The sequence below is a fragment of the Ruegeria sp. BE9 genome (assembly GCF_056538765.1).
Genome location: NZ_JBQFTS010000001.1, coordinates 1,081,667 through 1,098,502, shown reverse-complemented (window position 1 = coordinate 1,098,502; position 16,836 = coordinate 1,081,667). Strand labels below are relative to the sequence as shown.

Genomic DNA, 16,836 nt, shown 5'->3' with positions numbered 1-16,836 from the left:
CCAATGGCCGAGGCCAAGCTGCGGATCGACAAATGGTTGTGGCAGGCGCGGTTCTTCAAGACCCGCAGCCTGGCCGCCAAACAGGTCAGCGGTGGCCACGTCCGTTTGAATGGAAACCGGGTCCTAAAACCGGCACAAGCCGTGGGTGCCGGTGATGTTTTGACCTTTCCTCAGGGTCGTATCGTACGGGTTGTTCGAGTGGAAAAGCTCGGCGAACGTCGCGGCCCGGCGCCCGAGGCGCAAACGCTGTACTTCGATTTGACCGAAAAGCAGGACGCAAAGCCGCGAAATCCTGGGTTTGAAGGAAAAGGTCGTCCGACTAAGAAAGATCGGCGCGCTCTTGATCTTTCTCGCACCTCTGACAGCTGATCCGCCCTTGAAGAGGGCGTAATACTGGATTAGCTAGACGCCCAAAGCGCAAACGGGAATCCGACCATGACCTACGTCGTCACTGAAAACTGTATCGCCTGCAAATATACCGACTGTGTCGAGGTATGCCCGGTGGACTGTTTCTATGAAGGTGAGAACACACTGGTCATTCACCCAGACGAATGCATCGACTGCGGCGTGTGTGAGCCAGAGTGCCCCGCAGACGCCATCCGTCCGGATACTGAGCCAGGAATGGATCAGTGGGTCGAGTTTAACCGTAAGTATTCGGAACAGTGGCCGGTTATCGTAACCAAAAAGGATCCGATGCCCGGTTATGAAGAGCGCGACGGCGAAGAGGGTAAGATGGAGAAATACTTCTCCGAAGCACCCGGCGAAGGCGGTTAACCGATTCGCTCGCTAAACTTATTGGTTCAGGTGCAAAAGCAGGCTGTACCAATCTGATAAATAGGGGCTTTTCAGTCTATGCTGTGGCGTGACCTTTCAGGTGTCGCATTTTTGTGATATACTCAAAAGCTGAATGTTGAATGAGATGGGGATGTACTCCGTAAGTATGATCGCTTTGGAGTTCTGAATTTTCGACACACCAACCGCCTGACGGGGCCATTTAGGGCCTCGCCGTCGGTGTTTTGTCGTCTTCATTTCGCTCTGTAATCAAGGATGAACCTGTATGTCAAAGTCGAAAAAGCTTGAGTTCCGCCCGAATGACTATGTTGTCTACCCAGCGCATGGTGTGGGCCAGATCATTTCGATCGAAGAGCAAGAAGTTGCGGGATTCTCACTCGAGCTGTTCGTTATCTCCTTTGAGAAAGACAAGATGACCCTGCGAGTGCCCACCAACAAGATCACTGAATCTGGTTTGCGGTCGCTCAGTTCACCTGATGTCATCAGCCAAGCGATGAAAACCCTGAAGGGTAAGGCCAAGGTGAAACGCGCCATGTGGTCCCGTCGCGCTCAGGAATATGAGCAAAAGATCAACTCGGGTGATCTCATCTCGATCGCCGAAGTTGTTCGTGACCTGCACCGCACTGACGATCAGCGCGAGCAGAGCTATTCCGAGCGTCAGCTGTACGAAGCAGCGCTTGAGCGACTGACGCGCGAAGTAGCCGCCGTTTCAGGCGCCGGGGAGGTTTCGGCCGCAAAACAGGTGGATGAGGTTCTAACCTCCCGCGCTGCCTGATAGCTGCTGATACGTATTTAAGGGCCGCTCCTGCCGGGGCGGCCTTTTTCGTGTCTGGTCTTGGTGAAATTCGCGTTTGCAGCTAATTTCCCTGTAGCTAGAGGCGGATACATGACCCGGATAAAGCAAACCGTTAAGTTCCTATACGTTGCGCATGAGCCGGTTTCGGTCTGGTTTCGGTATTGCCTGATCCTGTTCGACGCGGTTTCGATCGTGTTTTTTATTTCCACGGCCAATGTTCCGCACGGTCCGGGATTAACGATAGCCAGCCTGTGTGTCGGTTTCGTCATACTTTTGGACTTCCTGGCTAGGCTTTGGATATCCAAAGACCGTTGGAAACTGCTGTGTAAGATTTACACTCTTGCCGACATTGTGGTGATCGCGTCGTTGCTTTTAGAGCCATTTTTGCCTGGGAATTTGGCTTTTGTTCGTATTTTGCGGGCCCTCAGACTGATCCACTCATACCATTTGCTTCGGGATTTGAGGCGGGACAGTCAATTCTTTAGAACACATGAAGATGCCGTCATTGCTGCGATCAATTTAATGGTGTTTGTATTTGCGACCTCTACTGCGGTTTTGGTCTTTTTCATCCCCGACAACAGCCAAACCGCGTATATCGACGCGCTTTACTTTACCATGGCGACCCTAACGACCACCGGCTTTGGGGACATCACGCTTTCGACCCCCGCTGGTAAGCTGTTTTCGGTGTTTATCATGGTAGTTGGGGTCGCGTTGTTTGTGCGTTTGGCGCAAGCAATCTTTATGCCGCAGAAGGTTCGACACAAATGTCCGAGTTGCGGCCTCTATCGCCACGACCCAGACGCCGTGCACTGTAAGCACTGTGGCGAGGTGTTAAGGATTGAAACTGGGGGCACGTCCTAGAGCGCTGCTACGGCTGCCATCAGGAAAGCAAGCTCAGCCAGTTGCTGCGTGGCACCCAGGATATCGCCGGTTTGTCCGTTGATCTTAGCCTTTGCCACCCAGGCAAGCGCAGCGACGACAACTGCTGCGATGACGATGGGAAGGGCGGCACCAAAGCCCATCAACAACACAGCGCAGACAGCGGCCAACCCACACCCTGTTAGGGCCGTCAAAGCCCTTGGACCGCCGACAGAATGGCTCAGACCGCTTTTGCGAGCGTTGGGCAAGGTGCTCATCAGAACCGGCATGAACGCGCGTGATACTATGCACGCCGCAAGGATTGAAGCGTATGAACCTGCCGCCAAAAAGGCTGCGATCAGAGCGACCCGCATCAATTGGGTCAGGATCAGAGTTAGAACGCCGTACGCTCCGATATGACTGTCCTTCATGATCTCAAGTCGACGCTCAGGGGTGAAGCCGCCCCAAAGGCCGTCGGCTGTGTCAGCAAGGCCGTCCTCATGCATAGCTCCGGTGCTTACGACCATTGTCGCGATCATTAGAACCGCGCTGGCAATAGCAGGTAATCCGAGTGCCATCGCACTCCAGCCGACGGCACATGCCAAAACTCCAACAACGAGGCCAACCAAGGGAAAAGCCCAAGCTGCATCTGCTTGCCGCGTAAAGATAGTCTCAGGTAGTCGCGGGACGGGTAGGCGGGTCAGCAATACCAGTGCCAGCGGAAAATCCCGTGCGGAAAAGAGTTTGGTGTCGTTTTTTTGCACTCCCGCGCCTTTCGGGGTCTTGTTGGATTGGACGCTTCGGTTAAACACACAGGACCACTCTGATGCAACGAGGCTTTCGATGCTGCCTGAACTTAATGACCTGAATACCTTTCGCGACGCTCTTAAACAGGCTCCGGGGGTTGACGATACCGCACTGCAAGGGGCCACTGACCGCAACGGGCAGCTGACCAAGCCTCCGGGTGCGCTTGGACGGCTCGAAGATCTGGCGATTTGGTATGCTGGTTGGCGTGGGGATGCCCGGCCGCAAATCAACGCACCGCAGGTCATCGTCTTCGCGGGCAACCATGGTGTTACGGCACAGGGTGTTTCTGCCTTTCCGCCGGAAGTGACCGTACAAATGGTCATGAATTTCGAACATGGCGGCGCAGCGATCAACCAACTGGCCAAGGCGGCAGGCGCAACTATGGACGTCCATGCGCTGGAACTGGATCGCCCGACAGCGGACTTTACCAGTGGGCCGGCAATGTCAGAAGACGAACTTCTAAGTGCTTTGCGCGTCGGTTGGACGGCAGTTGATCCGCAGGCAGACCTGCTGGTGGTCGGCGAAATGGGTATCGGCAATACCACTCCTGCCGCAGCGATTGCATGCGCGTTGTTCGGAGGTGAGGCCTCGGATTGGACTGGCCGCGGGACCGGCGTAGACGATGCGGGGCTGGTCAACAAAACTCGTGTCGTTGCCGAAGGGGTAGCTCTGCACAGCGAAGCCGGGGACGGCTTGGACATTCTTCGCTGCCTCGGCGGACGCGAAATTGCCGCAATGGCAGGAGCCATCGCAGCAGCTCGGGGTTTGCGTATTCCGGTTATTCTGGACGGCTTTATTTGTTCAGCCGCTGCCGCATGCCTTTCGAACCTTTCAGCGTCGGCTCTGGACCACACCGTCGCAGGACATCAAAGCGCTGAGGGCGCGCATGGTGCGGTGCTGGAAAAACTGGGCAAGCAACCCTTGCTGAAACTGGGGCTGCGCTTGGGTGAAGGCTCGGGCGGGGCGCTTGCAATCAACATCCTCAAAAGCGCGGTCGCATGCCATTCCGGCATGGCCACTTTCGCCGAGGCCGGTGTTTCTGACGGTTAAAGACCACGGCCTGATCGGAGGTTGATCCGATCAGGCCGACTTCTGGGCGTGTTTTTCGGCCAACTCTAGAAGCTCGGTTTCCAGATCCTTCTCAAGCTGTTGCGCACGCTCGATATACTTTTTGTTTTCGGCGGTTGGCATGCCCGGTATCCAGAGTTCCGCCAATTCACGTACAGAGCTACGGTCGTGCCGATAGAAGGTCTGCTCTGCCTGTGCTGCCTCGTACTCACTAAGGCCGATATTCTCCAAAACATAGCGTCCAGCCCGCAGTGAACTGTCGAACATCTCGCGGACAATGTCGTTGGCGCCTGCTTGGTACAGTTCGTACACATGGGTCCGATCGTGGGCTCTGGCGATAATGTGCAGGTCCGAGCGCTGACGCCGTGCGTAACTTACAAGTCGTGTGACCTGCTTCCTGTCATCCATCGCTGCGACCAGAACAGCAGCCTTTTCAAGCCCGGCCGCTCGTAGCAACTCAGGCCGGGTGGGGTCTCCTAGAAAACCTTTTACCCCAAAACGGCGCATCAGCTGGACGGTTTCAATATTGTGATCCAAAACGACGGTTTTGAATCCACTCGCGCGGACCAGTCGGTTCACAATTTGACCAAAACGCCCAATCCCGGCAATGATCACGGGGCCCTTTTCGTCGATCTCGTCGGGTTCAGGAGGTGGTGCGCCGTCGCCAATACGACGGGACAACACGTCGTAGATAATGAACAAAAGCGGGGTGATCAGCATCGTCAGCGCGATGATCATCAACAGCTTTTGCGATAGATCCTGAGGGATAACGTTCTGCTGGGTCGAAAACGCAAGCAGTACAAACCCGAACTCCCCCGCCTGAGCAAGGCCCAACGTAAACAGCCAGTGATCCCGGCCACGCAGCTTGAAGGCGCGCCCGACGAGATAGAGGATGATCCCTTTGGCGAGTATTACCAAAAGGGCCAGTCCAATCAGATCGAACGGATCGTTGAAGAAGTAGGCAACATCAATTCCTGCGCCGACGGTGATGAAAAATAAGCCCAGAAACAACCCTTTGAAGGGTTCAAGGTCGCTCTCCATTTCATGTCGGAACTCTGAACTGGCCAATACCACGCCTGCCAAGAATGCGCCCAGAGCAGGGGACAGGCCAACAAGTGTCATTAGGAATGAGATCCCGACGACAATCATCAAAGCCAATGCAGTGTACATTTCGCGCAAGCGCGTCGCGTGGATAAAGCGAAACAGAGGGCGCGTCAGGTAGATACCCGCAAGTATGACGAAGGCAATTGCTCCGACGGTCACTAGGGTGACAGCCCACCCCGGCAAGCCGTCGACAAGAGACAGGCTGTGATGACCTGTGTCGTGAAGATCCGCAACACCCCGATCTATAGACCCGTCGCTTTCCAAATGGGGAATTGCAGGCAAGGCCAGCAGGGGCAAAAGCGCGAGGATCGGAATAACTGCAATATCTTGTGTCAGCAGTACTGAAAACGTTGCACGGCCACCGTTCGTTTGCATTAAGCCTTTCTCAGACAGCGTTTGTAATACGATCGCAGTAGACGACAGAGACAACGTCAAACCAACGGCCAAAGCGACGGACCATGGGTGATTTGCATACATGGCGACGCAGGCAATTGCGGCAGTTGACAGGCCAACTTGCAGGCCACCCAAACCCAATAGCCTGTCTCGCATGTCCCACAGCGCGCGGGGCTCCAGTTCAAGGCCGATCAGGAACAGCATCATCACAACGCCGAATTCGGCAACGTGCTGCAGGCTTTCTGTTTCAGCCCCAACCAATCCAAAAACCGGTCCGATGACGATACCGGCCGCCAGGTATCCCAGTACTGATCCCAAACCCAGACGCGCCGACAGTGGCACGGCGATCACGGCAGCAGCCAGATAGATCGAAGCCTGGTAAAGGAAGTCGTCCATTTTTGTCCTCTCGGTCCGGTCAGGTGGGTAAAGGGGCGTCGCGCTTAAGTTGGTCCATAACGATCTGGCTTTGAACCCTTGCGACAGCAGGATGCGGCAGTATCACTTGGTGAAGCAAGCGGTTGAGCGCGGAAAGATCGTCGCAATAGACGCGCAAGAGGTAATCTGCCTCTCCAGTCATCGTCCACGCGCTAGTGATCTCAGGACGAGAGTGGACCATCCGGGCAAAACTCTCTGACTGTTCCGGGCCATGAGTTCCAAGATGAACTTGAACAAACCCTTGTACTTGCAGCCCGAGCTTAAGGGGATCAAGCCGAGCGGCGTACCCGGTAATGTATCCTTCGGCCTCGAGCCTTTGCCGCCGCCGCCCTGCCTGGCTGGGTGATAGGTTCAACATCTCGCCCAGTTGATGCGCGGTCAGGTGAGCATCTTTCTGCAGGGCGGACAGCAAGCGCGTGTCGGTGGAATCCAGCATATGCGGATTTTCTCCAGAATATATTAAAACGATGCGGGTTTTGCGCGTTTAAGCTTTGTTTACACGAAAACAATGCGCAGAAACAGCGTTGGTTAATGCATATTTTGGAATCAGCAAAGAAATTCCTTTTTTTTGGAGACGCGCCATGGGTCCTTTCCCTCACAACGCCCCGAAATCCGTCATTAGCAAAGAGAACCCAGTCGGCACGGACGGGTTCGAATTTGTTGAGTTCGCACATTCCGATCCTCAGGAGTTGCGTGATCTGTTTACCAAAATGGGGTTCGAGCATGTGGGCTACCACACAGCAAACCCAGCCGTTGAGCTTTGGCAGCAAGGTGATGTTACGTACATCCTCAATGCAAATCCTGAAAGCTTTGCAGCCCGCTTTGTCGAAGAGCATGGCCCCTGCGCGCCTTCTATGGGTTGGCGCGTAGCGGATGCGCAAAAAGCCTTTGACCACGCTGTCTCTAAAGGGGCAGAGCCGTATGAGGCCGCAGACAAAACCATGGATGTTCCGGCGATTAAGGGGATTGGTGGATCGTTGATCTATTTCATCGACCAATACCATGACACATCGCCCTACAATCTGGAATTCACTTGGACCAAGCAGTCCAAGCCGCGTGGAGACGGGTTCTATTACCTCGATCACCTGACGCATAACGTTTATCGCGGGAATATGGACAAGTGGTTTCAGTTTTACGAAACCCTATTCAATTTCCGCGAAATCCGGTTTTTTGACATTCAGGGCAAATTTACGGGTCTCTATAGCCGCGCTTTGACTTCGCCTTGTGGACGTATTCGAATTCCGATCAACGAAGATCGGGGTGAGACAGGGCAGATTGTGTCTTATCTCAACAAGTACAAGGGTGAGGGCATTCAGCATATCGCGGTGGGTAGCGAAGATATCTATTCCTCGACCGATGCAATCGCTGATAAAGGGCTTAAGTTTATGCCCGGTCCAAACGAAGCGTATTACGAAATGTCCAAGGATCGAGTGGCAGATCACGAAGAGCCGCTGGATCGAATGATGAAACATGGCATTCTCATCGACGGCGAAGGTGTGCTGGATGGTGGTGAGACCAGAATTCTACTGCAGATATTCTCGAAAACCGTGATTGGCCCGATCTTTTTCGAGTTTATTCAGCGTAAAGGCGATGATGGATTCGGCGAGGGGAACTTCCAGGCCTTGTTTGAATCCATCGAGCGCGAACAGATTGAAAGTGGTGAAATTACAGCCGCTTAATGATCTATCATTAAGTATTTTGGGGCGGGCGCTTAGGTGCCCGCCCTAAGTCTTAGCCGCGCGGCATTTTCAACGTCAGGTTCCGACCTTTTTTCTGATACCGAAGCTCGTTGTCGCTGATCGCAATGACTTTGCCGCCATCCAGCCTGTCGCCGACTTTCAGCTTTTTGTAGCGCCCACTTGGCAAACGAACCAAGGCGCGCCGGTTGGCCGGAGTGCCGTAGACGCCAATCAGGTTCAGCTTGCGCAGGTTAAGGGCATTGTCGATTGTCGCTTGTCTCGCCACCGAGGCAGATGAGGGGATTTTGGGGGCGACAGACTTGGGCTGGAATGACCCGGCTTCGTCCTGACTAATTGCGGCTGTCGAACCAAGGCTGGCAGTTTGAGTGCCAGCGGACCTCACAAGCCCGGCAGGACGGGATTTGGGTATAGGGACGCTCATAGGTGCAAGAGCAACCTGAGTTTCTTCGATCTCAGGACTTTCCTCCAAAGAGCTTGGTCGAACTTTTGGGCGCAGGCCTGACAGTTCCTCACGACTGCGACCGCCTAGTTGTTGGCGTTCGAACCTTTCATTGAGGTCATTGGGGCGTGACTTTGGGCGCAGCCCAGCCAGCCGGTCGTCGGTTTCTTCCAGAGTTGGTTCCTGTTCAAACCGAACTGGCGCTGAAGGTGGGGCTTTGGATGGGCGACCCTCAAACACAACGATACCGTCAGGGTTCTGCGTACCTTCTGGCGTCGGTGTCACCAACCCGCGCTCGTCGAGGTCAAATAGCGAGGCATCGGGGCTGGGGAGAGCAATCCGATCGAACGGCAGGTCGGTAGCAAAGCCTTGGACCGGTGGTTGGGCAATTGCATCTTGCGAGAGGTTTGAATTGTCGACCGACGTCAGATAGAGCGCTTCGGTGGGTTCCACGAACGGAACCTTTAATTCAACCGGTGAGGTGATTTCTAAACCTCGCTGCGCTGGCGGCTCTTCGGTTTCACGCGCCACGTCCTCGACAACCGTCGGCGCGACGTTCAGGGCTTCAAGGATTGCGGCGTCTGTGGCGGAGACGTCTGGCGGGCTCTCCTCGATAGTGGCTGACAGGGAAGGTTCGTCCAGTGCCACTTCTTCCTCAACGGCGTCAACTTCGGGTTCTGATGCTTGGTCGGTGACAGGCGGCTCCGACGGTTTGGTGACATCTTGTATCAGAGCTGTTTCAGTGCCAGTTTCGTCCGCCTGTTCAGAACCTGTCAGCGCCCAAATCCCTAATGCTCCGGCGACGACGATTGCTGCCGCAAAAATTGCATAGCTTTGGGTATTAGAAGCAGCACTGGGTTTGGGTTCTGAAGCAGCCACATGGTCCGATGCGGACCGAAAAACGTCCGGAGCGACGGCGTCCGCAATTGCGTGAACGGCCGGAGCATCCTGATCTTTTGGCGGTTCCTTGGTCGTAGTGGTGGTTACAGGTTGGGGGCTGTCCGGTTCAATCTCTGAAAACAATGGCTCTTTTGGATAATCCTGACCATCGGTGGCGGCGCTAAACTCAACCGGTATAAACCCGTGACTGGCTGCAAATTCCCGTGCCTCATCAAGCGTCTGTTTTGTTACAGCAGCGACATAGGCGGTGGAATCGTCGGTAGTTGAAGAAAACACCAGTTCATCCAGCGAATACGGCGTTTCGTCCACCAGCGCGCGTTGAGCCTTCTGTAGACATTCTTCGGTGGGCAGATCCGCGAATGGTTCCGAAAGGAAGCGTACCTGATCCTGGGGGATTATTACCTTGCAGCTAAGGTCATTTTCCAGCGCAAATCCCTGATCCCGGAGTGCACGAATTTGGTCGGTAAGGTCAGGCGAATCCAGAGACACTTCGCCAACGCAGAACCAATCACCATCCGAGTGGTGGTGCAGAGATATACCGGTGTCAGAAAAAGATAGCGCAAAGGCGGGTTTCATAATCCGGATGAACCATAATTATCATCGTGTATGCAAACGACATTTCGCCTGCAGAGTGACATTAAAGCAGGAAGCTGCCGAGGGAAAGAAAAAGCCGGACGTTCCCCTTGTTCTTTCAACCCTGAAACCCCCATCTTGTAACAAGCACTATTGGAGGGAAGACCTTGAAGAAAATAGCTTTTCTGACTGCGATGTTGGCTGCAACGGCTGTGGGAGCGGCTCATGCGGAAGAACGTCGCATCACTGTCGGCGCTGCGGGCGTCGTACATGCCGCGCCGGACATGGCAACGATTACAATGGGCGTGACTAACGAGAACGCGCAGGCTTCAGACGCAATGCAAGCCACATCCGAGGCGGTAACACAGATATTGAAGCGGCTTGAGGGCATGGGAATCGAAGACCGCGACGTTCAGACCCGCGATTTGTCTCTGTCCCCGGTATGGTCGGGTCGAAATAACTCTAATGGCGATAAGCCCGAGATTTCCGGATACGTCGCTTCGAACAACGTTGTGGTCCGTGTGCGTGATCTGTCTCAGCTTGGGTCCATCATGGACTCGGTTCTTCAGGACGGAGCGAACAACTTCGGCGGACTGAGTTTCGGTGTTCAGGACCCGGCACCCCTAGAGGCCCAAGCGCGAGCGAAAGCCGTAGCCGAAGCAACCGCCAAAGCCGAGCAATTGGCACAGGCGGCGAACGTTACTCTGGAATCGGTTCAACAGATTACCGAGCAGGTCGGCAGCGTTCGCCCGGTGGCTCAAATGCGCGCGGCGACCCTGTCTGAAGGCGGCGGCGTTCCTGTCGCGGGCGGTGAGGTCTCAGTCACCGTCGACGTGTCGATGGAATTCGGGATTTCCGACTGATTTTTGACTTCGGGCCATCAGCGGTGTGCGTTGTTGGCCTGAAGCATCGAAGTTATCCGGTGACAGCCACACCTCAAAGGCTTCGCGGATGCGGGGCCACTCACTGTCGATGATCGAATACCATGCCGTATCCCGATTACGCCCTTTGTAGTGGATTGCCTGTCTGAAAATCCCCTCAAAGGTGAAGCCCAGACGCTCTGCGGCGCTGCGCGAAGGCGCGTTCAGCGCATCGCACTTCCACTCATAGCGACGATAGCCGAGCTCATCGAAAACACGACGCATCATCAAATACATGGTTTCCGTTGATTGCGGTTTGCGCTGCAGCAAAGGAGAGAAGTGGATGTGGCCTACTTCAATCACGCCCATTGCAGGTTCAATCCGTAAGAAAGAAGCCATGCCGACGGGTATTTCGTCTTTATCCAGTACCGTATGGAACATTGGGTCGGCGCCCATGCAAGTGGCACGGGTCCATTCCATAAAGTCATGTTCTGTTTCGAACGGTCCGTTTGGCAGGTAGGTCCAATTACGACCGTCCGTGTCATTGGCAAACGCCCGGTACAAGCCGGGCGCGTGCCTGTTTACATCGAGAGGCACGACAGAGCAGAACTGACCCTCCATTGGCGTATAGGGCGGTGTAGGGCGAGGAAACTCGCCGTCTACCGGTTTGCCGATGGGTTGGCCCAGCTCATTTGTGTCGTGATCGCTCATCGATTAGGCCGAGGCCTTGGACAGCGCTTGGTCCAGATCGGCGATCAGATCGTTAGCGTCTTCGATGCCAATCGACACGCGAACCACGTTCGGCCCGGCACCTGCGGCTTCTTGCTGTTCCGGTGTCAGTTGTCGGTGCGTTGTCGAAGCCGAATGAATGATCAATGACCGTGCATCACCAAGGTTGGCTACGTGGCTGAAAATTTCCAACGCATTTACCAGTTTGACACACGCCTCATAGCCGCCTTTGACCGCAAAGGTGAACAAAGCGCCAGCGCCCTTCTTGTACTGCTCCTGCACCCGGTTGTAATAGGGCGAGGATGGCAGGCCAGCATAAGTCACGTAATCAACACGATCGTCAGCTTCGAGCCAAGCCGCGATCTTCTGAGCATTCTCAACGTGGCGCTGCATCCGAAGTGACAGAGTTTCAACGCCCATCAGAGTGTAGTGCGCGGCTTGCGGGTTCATTGTCATACCCAGATCGCGCAGACCGATGGCGATGCCGTGGAAAGTGAAAGCCAGTGGCCCGAACGTCTCGTGGAACTTCAGCCCGTGGTAGGCCGGTTCCGGAGCGCTGAGCGATGGGAATTTATCATTCGCAGACCAGTCGAATTTGCCCGAATCCACGATGCAGCCGCCAGTGACGGTTCCGTTGCCTGTCAGGTACTTGGTGGTTGAATGCACAACCAGCGTCGCACCTTGTTCGATCGGGCGGCACAGGTACGGAGTGGCCGAAGTGTTGTCGACGATCAACGGAATGCCCGCAGCGTCGGCTACATTTGCCAGTGCGCGGATGTCAGTAACGTAACCACCAGGGTTGGCGATTGACTCACAGAAAACAGCGCGGGTGTTTTCGTCGATCGCTTCCTTCACTGCGTCCAGATCGTCGGTGTCGACGAACTTGGCTGACCAGCCAAAGCGCTTGATGGTTTGGCTGAACTGCGTGACGGTGCCGCCGTACAAACGGGTCGATGCCACGATGTTGCAGCCCGGCCCCATCAACGGGAACAAGGCCATGATCTGCGCGGCGTGGCCCGAAGAACAGCAAACCGCACCAACACCGCCCTCGAGCGTAGCAATACGCTCTTGCAGAACGGCGACTGTCGGGTTCGTCAGGCGGGAATAGATAAAGCCAACTTCTTGCAGGTTGAACAGAGCGGCTGCGTGATCGGCATCGCGGAACACATAAGCGGTCGTCTGATAGATGGGCGTCTGACGCGCACCAGTGGCCGGATCGGGGCGCGCGCCCGCGTGAATTTGCAGCGTGTCAAAACCATGAGTTGGGCCGTCTGACATCGTTGTGATCTCCCGTTAGAAAAAGTGTTGCTGAATCTCTAGGCGATTGAGCGCGCACGCACAACAACCCAGTCAGCGCATCCACAAGCCTCTGCTTTTGATCCTGTTGCGAATAACCTGTTCTCGTTGGGGTAGGTTATCGCGGTCGAACATTTCGCGGATTTTGTGCCCTTTGCCCTGAATGACCAGCTTCTTAATCGGGTCATAGCCCTTCAGTACTTTCTTGACGCGATTTGGGGCCGCGACGGTTTCCAGAGTCTCGACCACATGATCGCTTTCGCGAGCGTACAGCAACGGGAAAAGTCTGTAGTGGCAGCTGACCGAACCATCCAGCAGCCCCGGAGGCAACGCGTCACGCCCTCCGCCAAAGGAATGAACAACTAGTGGAAGTGCCGCCTGGTCTAGCCAGGGGTCCAAGGTTTGTCCTGCTAACTCGGGGATTTCTTCATCCCGGATGGCTTGTGCATATTCCAAGAATCGCTCGCCAAACCGTTTCGGGCAGGAATAAAAGAAGTAGCCCGCATTAAAGTACAAGTACCTCCGCCAATAATCATGGGGTTGGGTGGTATCTAGCGAGCTCTCGAAATCAAGGCTGAACCTTTCATACAGCGCGCTCCAAATTCCGTCATAACCGGGTCCGTATAGGGTAGGGCGGGGCCATGTCCCTTCGACCTTCAGCGAAGCTCCGGGACGGTCAAAGTCGAAGGGAACGGCGTTTATATCCCCGGTAATCAGAGTGTCGCTGTCGAAGAAAACAAAAGGCTCGTTCTCTGGCATAGCCAGCAGAGCTTCGATTTTATTGCCGTAAGGATAGCGTTCCCCGAAGACATGGTTCTCAAAGGGCAGAATTTCCGCACCCAATTGGCGCAAGGCTTTCAGAACATCTTCGTCCTGAATGCTCGGATCCTGATGCCAGCGCTGGCCTGGCTGAGGAACAGCTACGTACAACTTGCCAGAAAAATTCGGAGAGCTGTGGCGCAGGGATGCAGCAAACAGTAACGCTTCGTATTGCAGTCGGTTGTTTTGTCCGACGATGACAATATTGAACTTCGGTGGACTGGCCTGCATCAAACGACTCTCGGGATTCTGGCCGTCACCCGGCGCTGCTCGGTTTCTGTTGAGGGGCACACTACGCAGCGCCACTAGCTAAAACCAGCCGCAACCAGCGTTTGTTGAGCAAATTTTAAACCCACGGATAGATTGGACTAGGGAATAAGCGCGAGGGGGTGGCTTGGGCGGATTTCGCAACTTGCAACAAAAACAGGCAAAATTCTCGTTGGATCGGCGATAAAAAGCGTGATTTTCCAGTTTTTGACCATTTGGCAAATTTTACCAATTGATAAAAAATCAGAATGTGGCAAGCTGAGACCACAACAAACATATCTACAGGGAGTAGAGCGATGGCACAGGGCCAGATGGCCCCCGGCATTGTCTCCGGGCGGCTTTCCAGCGATGAGCTGACCTCGAATTTCACGGATTTGCATCCGCCACTAGCCGCCCATGAGGCAGCAGTGGCAGCGGATCGGTGCTATTTTTGCTACGACGCGCCGTGTGTGACGGCCTGTCCAACGGATATCGATATTCCGTTATTCATGCGCCAGATTCAGGCCGGTCAACCGGAGGCCGCAGGCGAGACCATTCTGGCGCAGAACATACTGGGCGGCATGTGCGCCCGTGTTTGCCCGACCGAAACGCTGTGTGAAGAGGCCTGTGTTCGCGAAACGGCCGAGGGTGCGCCGGTCGAGATCGGGCGTTTGCAGCGTTACGCTACAGATAGCGTCATGGTCGCTGGCGCGCATCCGTTTGAACGCGCGTCACCGACTGGTAAGACCATTGCTGTAGTCGGAGCAGGGCCTGCAGGTCTGGCCTGCGCGCATCGGCTTGCGATGCTTGGGCACGATGTGGTCATCCACGAAAGTAAACCTAAACCAGGTGGGCTGAACGAATATGGCATCGCCGCCTACAAATCGACCAACGACTTCGCGCAGGCCGAGGTTGACTGGCTGCTTAAAATTGGTGGGATTAGTATCGAAACCGGGTCGGTTCTGGGCGACACCATCTCGTTGGATGGGTTGTCCGCAAACTACGACGCGGTGTTTCTGTCCATCGGCCTGGCCGGTGTGAACGCTCTGCGCGCGGGCGGTGTCGAAAAAGACGGAGTCCGCGCCGCGGTCGAGTTCATCTCGGATGTGCGGCAAGCAAGTGACTTGGCGAACCTGCCCGTCGGACGGAATGTGGTCGTCATTGGCGGCGGTATGACAGCCGTGGACGCCGCAGTGAAATCGAAACTGCTGGGGGCCGAACATGTGACGATCGCCTATCGCCGTGGCCGCGAGGCTATGGGTGCCAGCCGTTATGAACAAGATCTGGCAGCTTCGCATGGTGTGAAGATCATGACTAACGTCCAACCGGTGGCCGTGCACGGAAACGGGGCAGCGGCAGAGATTGAGTTGGAGTATACTGTCAGCCAGAATGGTCAGTTGGCCGGCACGGGCGAGAAGATCCGCGTACCCGCCGATCAGGTGCTCAAGGCAATTGGTCAGACGCTTGAAGGTGCCCCCGAGGGATTGACGCTGGATGGCAATAAGATCGCTGTGAGTGGGGCCGGGCGCACTTCGATGGAGGGTGTTTGGGCCGGTGGCGACTGCGCGGCCGGCGGCGAAGACTTGACCGTGACCGCCGTTGCCGAGGGTCGCGATGCTGCGATGGACATCCACGCAAGCCTGACCGCGTGAAACTCAAAGATATAGATGCTGAACTGCATCAGGGAGGCCGGATAAATGGCTGATTTGAAGACAAACTTTCTAGGTATTGAAAGCCCGAACCCGTATTGGTTGGCATCCGCGCCACCAACGGACAAGGAATACAACGTGCGCCGCGCATTCGAGGCCGGATGGGGCGGTGTCGTTTGGAAAACGCTGGGATCCGAGGGGCCTCCGGTCGTGAACGTGAACGGTCCCCGCTATGGCGCGATCTACGGTGCGGATCGTCGTTTGTTGGGGCTGAACAACATCGAACTGATCACGGACCGTCCGCTAGAGGTGAACCTTGAGGAAATGGCGCGGGTTAAGGCTGATTACCCGGATCGCGCGCTGATCGCCTCGATCATGGTGCCGTGTGAGGAAGAAGCGTGGAAAGCCATCTTGCCGCGCGTCGCCGAAACTGGTGCGGACGGGATCGAACTGAACTTCGGTTGTCCTCATGGTATGAGCGAGCGCGGAATGGGATCTGCCGTGGGGCAGGTGCCTGAATACATCGAAATGGTGACCCGTTGGTGTAAGAAGTACTATGACCGCCCGGTCATTGTGAAGCTAACGCCGAACATCACCGATATTCGCAAACCAGCCGAAGCCGCTAAGAATGGCGGCGCAGATGCCGTGTCGCTGATCAACACGATTAACTCGATCACTAGCGTCAATCTGGACACGTTTAGCCCGGAACCATCGATTGACGGCAAAGGCAGCCACGGAGGTTATTGCGGCCCGGCTGTTAAGCCGATTGCTTTGTCGATGGTGTCCGAGATTTCTAGGGCGCAGGCAACGCACGGACTGCCAATCTCTGGCATCGGTGGGGTGACCACATGGCGCGATGCGGCTGAGTTCATGGCCTTGGGTTGCGGTACTGTTCAGGTCTGCACCGCGGCTATGACTTATGGTTTCAAGATCATCGACGAACTGACCGCAGGCCTGTCTAAATGGATGGACGAAAAAGGCTACAAGGACGTCTCTGAGGTCGTTGGTCTTGCTGTGCCGAACGTAACCGATTGGCAGTACTTGAACCTGAATTACGTGGCCAAAGCCAAGATCGATCAGGACCAGTGCATCAAGTGTGGCCGTTGCTATGCCGCGTGCGAAGACACCAGTCACCAGGCAATTTCGATGTCCGAAGACCGCGTATTCGAGGTGATGGATGACGAGTGCGTCGCCTGTAACTTGTGCGTGGACGTCTGCCCGGTGGATGGATGTATCTCAATGGTGCCGATGGAGGCTGGAGAAATCGATCCTCGCACTGGCGCGGAAGTTCAGCCCGACTATGCCAACTGGACAACCCATCCGAACAACCCAATGGCCAAAGCCGCCGAGTAGGTCAGTGGCAGAAATAAAA

Annotated in this window: 16 protein-coding genes; 9 read left to right on the top strand and 7 right to left on the bottom strand. The window is 55.4% G+C overall.

Annotation, left to right across the window (positions count from 1 at the left end; translation table 11 throughout):
- Positions 1–3: 3 nt before the first annotated feature.
- From ACR0EO_RS05300 to ACR0EO_RS05285, 4 genes are all read left to right on the top strand, one after another.
- On the top strand, positions 4–369 hold the full coding sequence (locus tag ACR0EO_RS05300) for an RNA-binding S4 domain-containing protein (protein WP_480687703.1): 366 nt from the start codon (positions 4–6) through the stop codon (positions 367–369).
- A gap of 66 nt (positions 370–435) precedes the next feature.
- On the top strand, positions 436–774 hold the full coding sequence (gene fdxA / locus ACR0EO_RS05295) for a ferredoxin FdxA (RefSeq protein ID WP_480687701.1): 339 nt from the start codon (positions 436–438) through the stop codon (positions 772–774).
- 283 nt (positions 775–1,057) lie between these two features.
- On the top strand, positions 1,058–1,567 hold the full coding sequence (locus ACR0EO_RS05290) for a CarD family transcriptional regulator (protein WP_170487060.1): 510 nt from the start codon (positions 1,058–1,060) through the stop codon (positions 1,565–1,567).
- A 111-nt stretch (positions 1,568–1,678) separates the two neighbouring features.
- Complete coding sequence (locus ACR0EO_RS05285; protein ID WP_480687699.1) at positions 1,679–2,449, top strand: potassium channel family protein; 771 nt, start codon at positions 1,679–1,681, stop codon at positions 2,447–2,449.
- On the opposite strand, the gene cobS is transcribed toward ACR0EO_RS05285, so the two are convergent.
- Positions 2,446–3,210, bottom strand: a complete 765-nt coding sequence (cobS, locus tag ACR0EO_RS05280) for an adenosylcobinamide-GDP ribazoletransferase (RefSeq protein WP_480687697.1) — start codon at positions 3,208–3,210, stop codon at positions 2,446–2,448. The genes ACR0EO_RS05285 and cobS overlap by 4 nt on opposite strands.
- A gap of 79 nt (positions 3,211–3,289) precedes the next feature.
- Between cobS and cobT the strand changes: the two genes are divergently transcribed.
- Entirely contained in the window at positions 3,290–4,303 is a 1,014-nt protein-coding gene (gene cobT, locus ACR0EO_RS05275; RefSeq protein ID WP_480687695.1) for a nicotinate-nucleotide--dimethylbenzimidazole phosphoribosyltransferase, read from the top strand.
- 30 nt (positions 4,304–4,333) lie between these two features.
- Here the strand turns inward: cobT and ACR0EO_RS05270 are convergent, their stop codons facing one another.
- On the bottom strand, positions 4,334–6,214 hold the full coding sequence (locus tag ACR0EO_RS05270) for a monovalent cation:proton antiporter-2 (CPA2) family protein (RefSeq protein WP_480687693.1): 1,881 nt from the start codon (positions 6,212–6,214) through the stop codon (positions 4,334–4,336).
- Positions 6,215–6,233: 19 nt separating this feature from the next.
- Entirely contained in the window at positions 6,234–6,689 is a 456-nt protein-coding gene (locus tag ACR0EO_RS05265; protein WP_480687691.1) for an Lrp/AsnC family transcriptional regulator, read from the bottom strand.
- 145 nt (positions 6,690–6,834) lie between these two features.
- On the opposite strand from ACR0EO_RS05265, the gene hppD reads away from it, so the two are divergent.
- The gene (hppD, locus tag ACR0EO_RS05260; RefSeq protein WP_480687689.1) at positions 6,835–7,932 is read left to right on the top strand and encodes a 4-hydroxyphenylpyruvate dioxygenase; all 1,098 of its coding nucleotides are present in this window, start codon (positions 6,835–6,837) and stop codon (positions 7,930–7,932) included.
- A gap of 52 nt (positions 7,933–7,984) precedes the next feature.
- Here the strand turns inward: hppD and ACR0EO_RS05255 are convergent, their stop codons facing one another.
- Positions 7,985–9,868 carry a hypothetical protein gene (locus ACR0EO_RS05255; RefSeq protein ID WP_480687687.1) on the bottom strand — a complete coding sequence of 628 codons (1,884 nt, stop codon included), beginning with the start codon at positions 9,866–9,868 and terminating at the stop codon, positions 7,985–7,987.
- A 164-nt stretch (positions 9,869–10,032) separates the two neighbouring features.
- Here ACR0EO_RS05255 and ACR0EO_RS05250 point away from each other — a divergent pair, with 164 nt between their 5' ends.
- On the top strand, positions 10,033–10,728 hold the full coding sequence (locus tag ACR0EO_RS05250; RefSeq protein ID WP_480687685.1) for an SIMPL domain-containing protein: 696 nt from the start codon (positions 10,033–10,035) through the stop codon (positions 10,726–10,728).
- On the opposite strand, the gene ACR0EO_RS05245 is transcribed toward ACR0EO_RS05250, so the two are convergent.
- The 3 genes from ACR0EO_RS05245 to ACR0EO_RS05235 form a co-directional block, all read right to left on the bottom strand.
- Positions 10,684–11,436: a GNAT family N-acetyltransferase gene (locus ACR0EO_RS05245; protein ID WP_480687683.1), complete on the bottom strand. Its 753-nt coding sequence runs from the start codon at positions 11,434–11,436 to the stop codon at positions 10,684–10,686. The genes ACR0EO_RS05250 and ACR0EO_RS05245 overlap by 45 nt on opposite strands.
- A gap of 3 nt (positions 11,437–11,439) precedes the next feature.
- Positions 11,440–12,732 (bottom strand): O-acetylhomoserine aminocarboxypropyltransferase/cysteine synthase family protein, encoded by a 1,293-nt coding sequence (locus tag ACR0EO_RS05240; RefSeq protein WP_480687681.1) that lies wholly within the window; start codon positions 12,730–12,732, stop codon positions 11,440–11,442.
- Between the two features lie 72 nt (positions 12,733–12,804).
- Positions 12,805–13,800 (bottom strand): hypothetical protein, encoded by a 996-nt coding sequence (locus tag ACR0EO_RS05235; protein ID WP_480687679.1) that lies wholly within the window; start codon positions 13,798–13,800, stop codon positions 12,805–12,807.
- 332 nt (positions 13,801–14,132) lie between these two features.
- On the opposite strand from ACR0EO_RS05235, the gene ACR0EO_RS05230 reads away from it, so the two are divergent.
- Both ACR0EO_RS05230 and preA read left to right on the top strand, forming a co-directional pair.
- On the top strand, positions 14,133–15,467 hold the full coding sequence (locus ACR0EO_RS05230; protein WP_480687677.1) for an NAD(P)-dependent oxidoreductase: 1,335 nt from the start codon (positions 14,133–14,135) through the stop codon (positions 15,465–15,467).
- 45 nt (positions 15,468–15,512) lie between these two features.
- A complete protein-coding gene (preA, locus tag ACR0EO_RS05225) occupies positions 15,513–16,817 on the top strand; it encodes an NAD-dependent dihydropyrimidine dehydrogenase subunit PreA (RefSeq protein ID WP_480687675.1) in 1,305 nt (434 codons plus the stop codon).
- Positions 16,818–16,836: the final 19 nt, after the last annotated feature.

What these genes read in the sequence shown, in the direction of transcription:
- ACR0EO_RS05300 (WP_480687703.1), top strand. Translation starts at nt 4, where the DNA reads ATGGCCGAGGCCAAGCTGCGGATCGACAAATGGTTGTGGCAGGCGCGG.
- fdxA (WP_480687701.1), top strand. Translation starts at nt 436, where the DNA reads ATGACCTACGTCGTCACTGAAAACTGTATCGCCTGCAAATATACCGAC.
- ACR0EO_RS05290 (WP_170487060.1), top strand. Translation starts at nt 1,058, where the DNA reads ATGTCAAAGTCGAAAAAGCTTGAGTTCCGCCCGAATGACTATGTTGTC.
- ACR0EO_RS05285 (WP_480687699.1), top strand. Translation starts at nt 1,679, where the DNA reads ATGACCCGGATAAAGCAAACCGTTAAGTTCCTATACGTTGCGCATGAG.
- cobT (WP_480687695.1), top strand. Translation starts at nt 3,290, where the DNA reads ATGCTGCCTGAACTTAATGACCTGAATACCTTTCGCGACGCTCTTAAA.
- ACR0EO_RS05270 (WP_480687693.1), bottom strand. Translation starts at nt 6,214, where the DNA reads ATGGACGACTTCCTTTACCAGGCTTCGATCTATCTGGCTGCTGCCGTG.
- ACR0EO_RS05265 (WP_480687691.1), bottom strand. Translation starts at nt 6,689, where the DNA reads ATGCTGGATTCCACCGACACGCGCTTGCTGTCCGCCCTGCAGAAAGAT.
- hppD (WP_480687689.1), top strand. Translation starts at nt 6,835, where the DNA reads ATGGGTCCTTTCCCTCACAACGCCCCGAAATCCGTCATTAGCAAAGAG.
- ACR0EO_RS05255 (WP_480687687.1), bottom strand. Translation starts at nt 9,868, where the DNA reads ATGAAACCCGCCTTTGCGCTATCTTTTTCTGACACCGGTATATCTCTG.
- ACR0EO_RS05245 (WP_480687683.1), bottom strand. Translation starts at nt 11,436, where the DNA reads ATGAGCGATCACGACACAAATGAGCTGGGCCAACCCATCGGCAAACCG.
- ACR0EO_RS05240 (WP_480687681.1), bottom strand. Translation starts at nt 12,732, where the DNA reads ATGTCAGACGGCCCAACTCATGGTTTTGACACGCTGCAAATTCACGCG.
- ACR0EO_RS05235 (WP_480687679.1), bottom strand. Translation starts at nt 13,800, where the DNA reads ATGCAGGCCAGTCCACCGAAGTTCAATATTGTCATCGTCGGACAAAAC.
- ACR0EO_RS05230 (WP_480687677.1), top strand. Translation starts at nt 14,133, where the DNA reads ATGGCACAGGGCCAGATGGCCCCCGGCATTGTCTCCGGGCGGCTTTCC.
- preA (WP_480687675.1), top strand. Translation starts at nt 15,513, where the DNA reads ATGGCTGATTTGAAGACAAACTTTCTAGGTATTGAAAGCCCGAACCCG.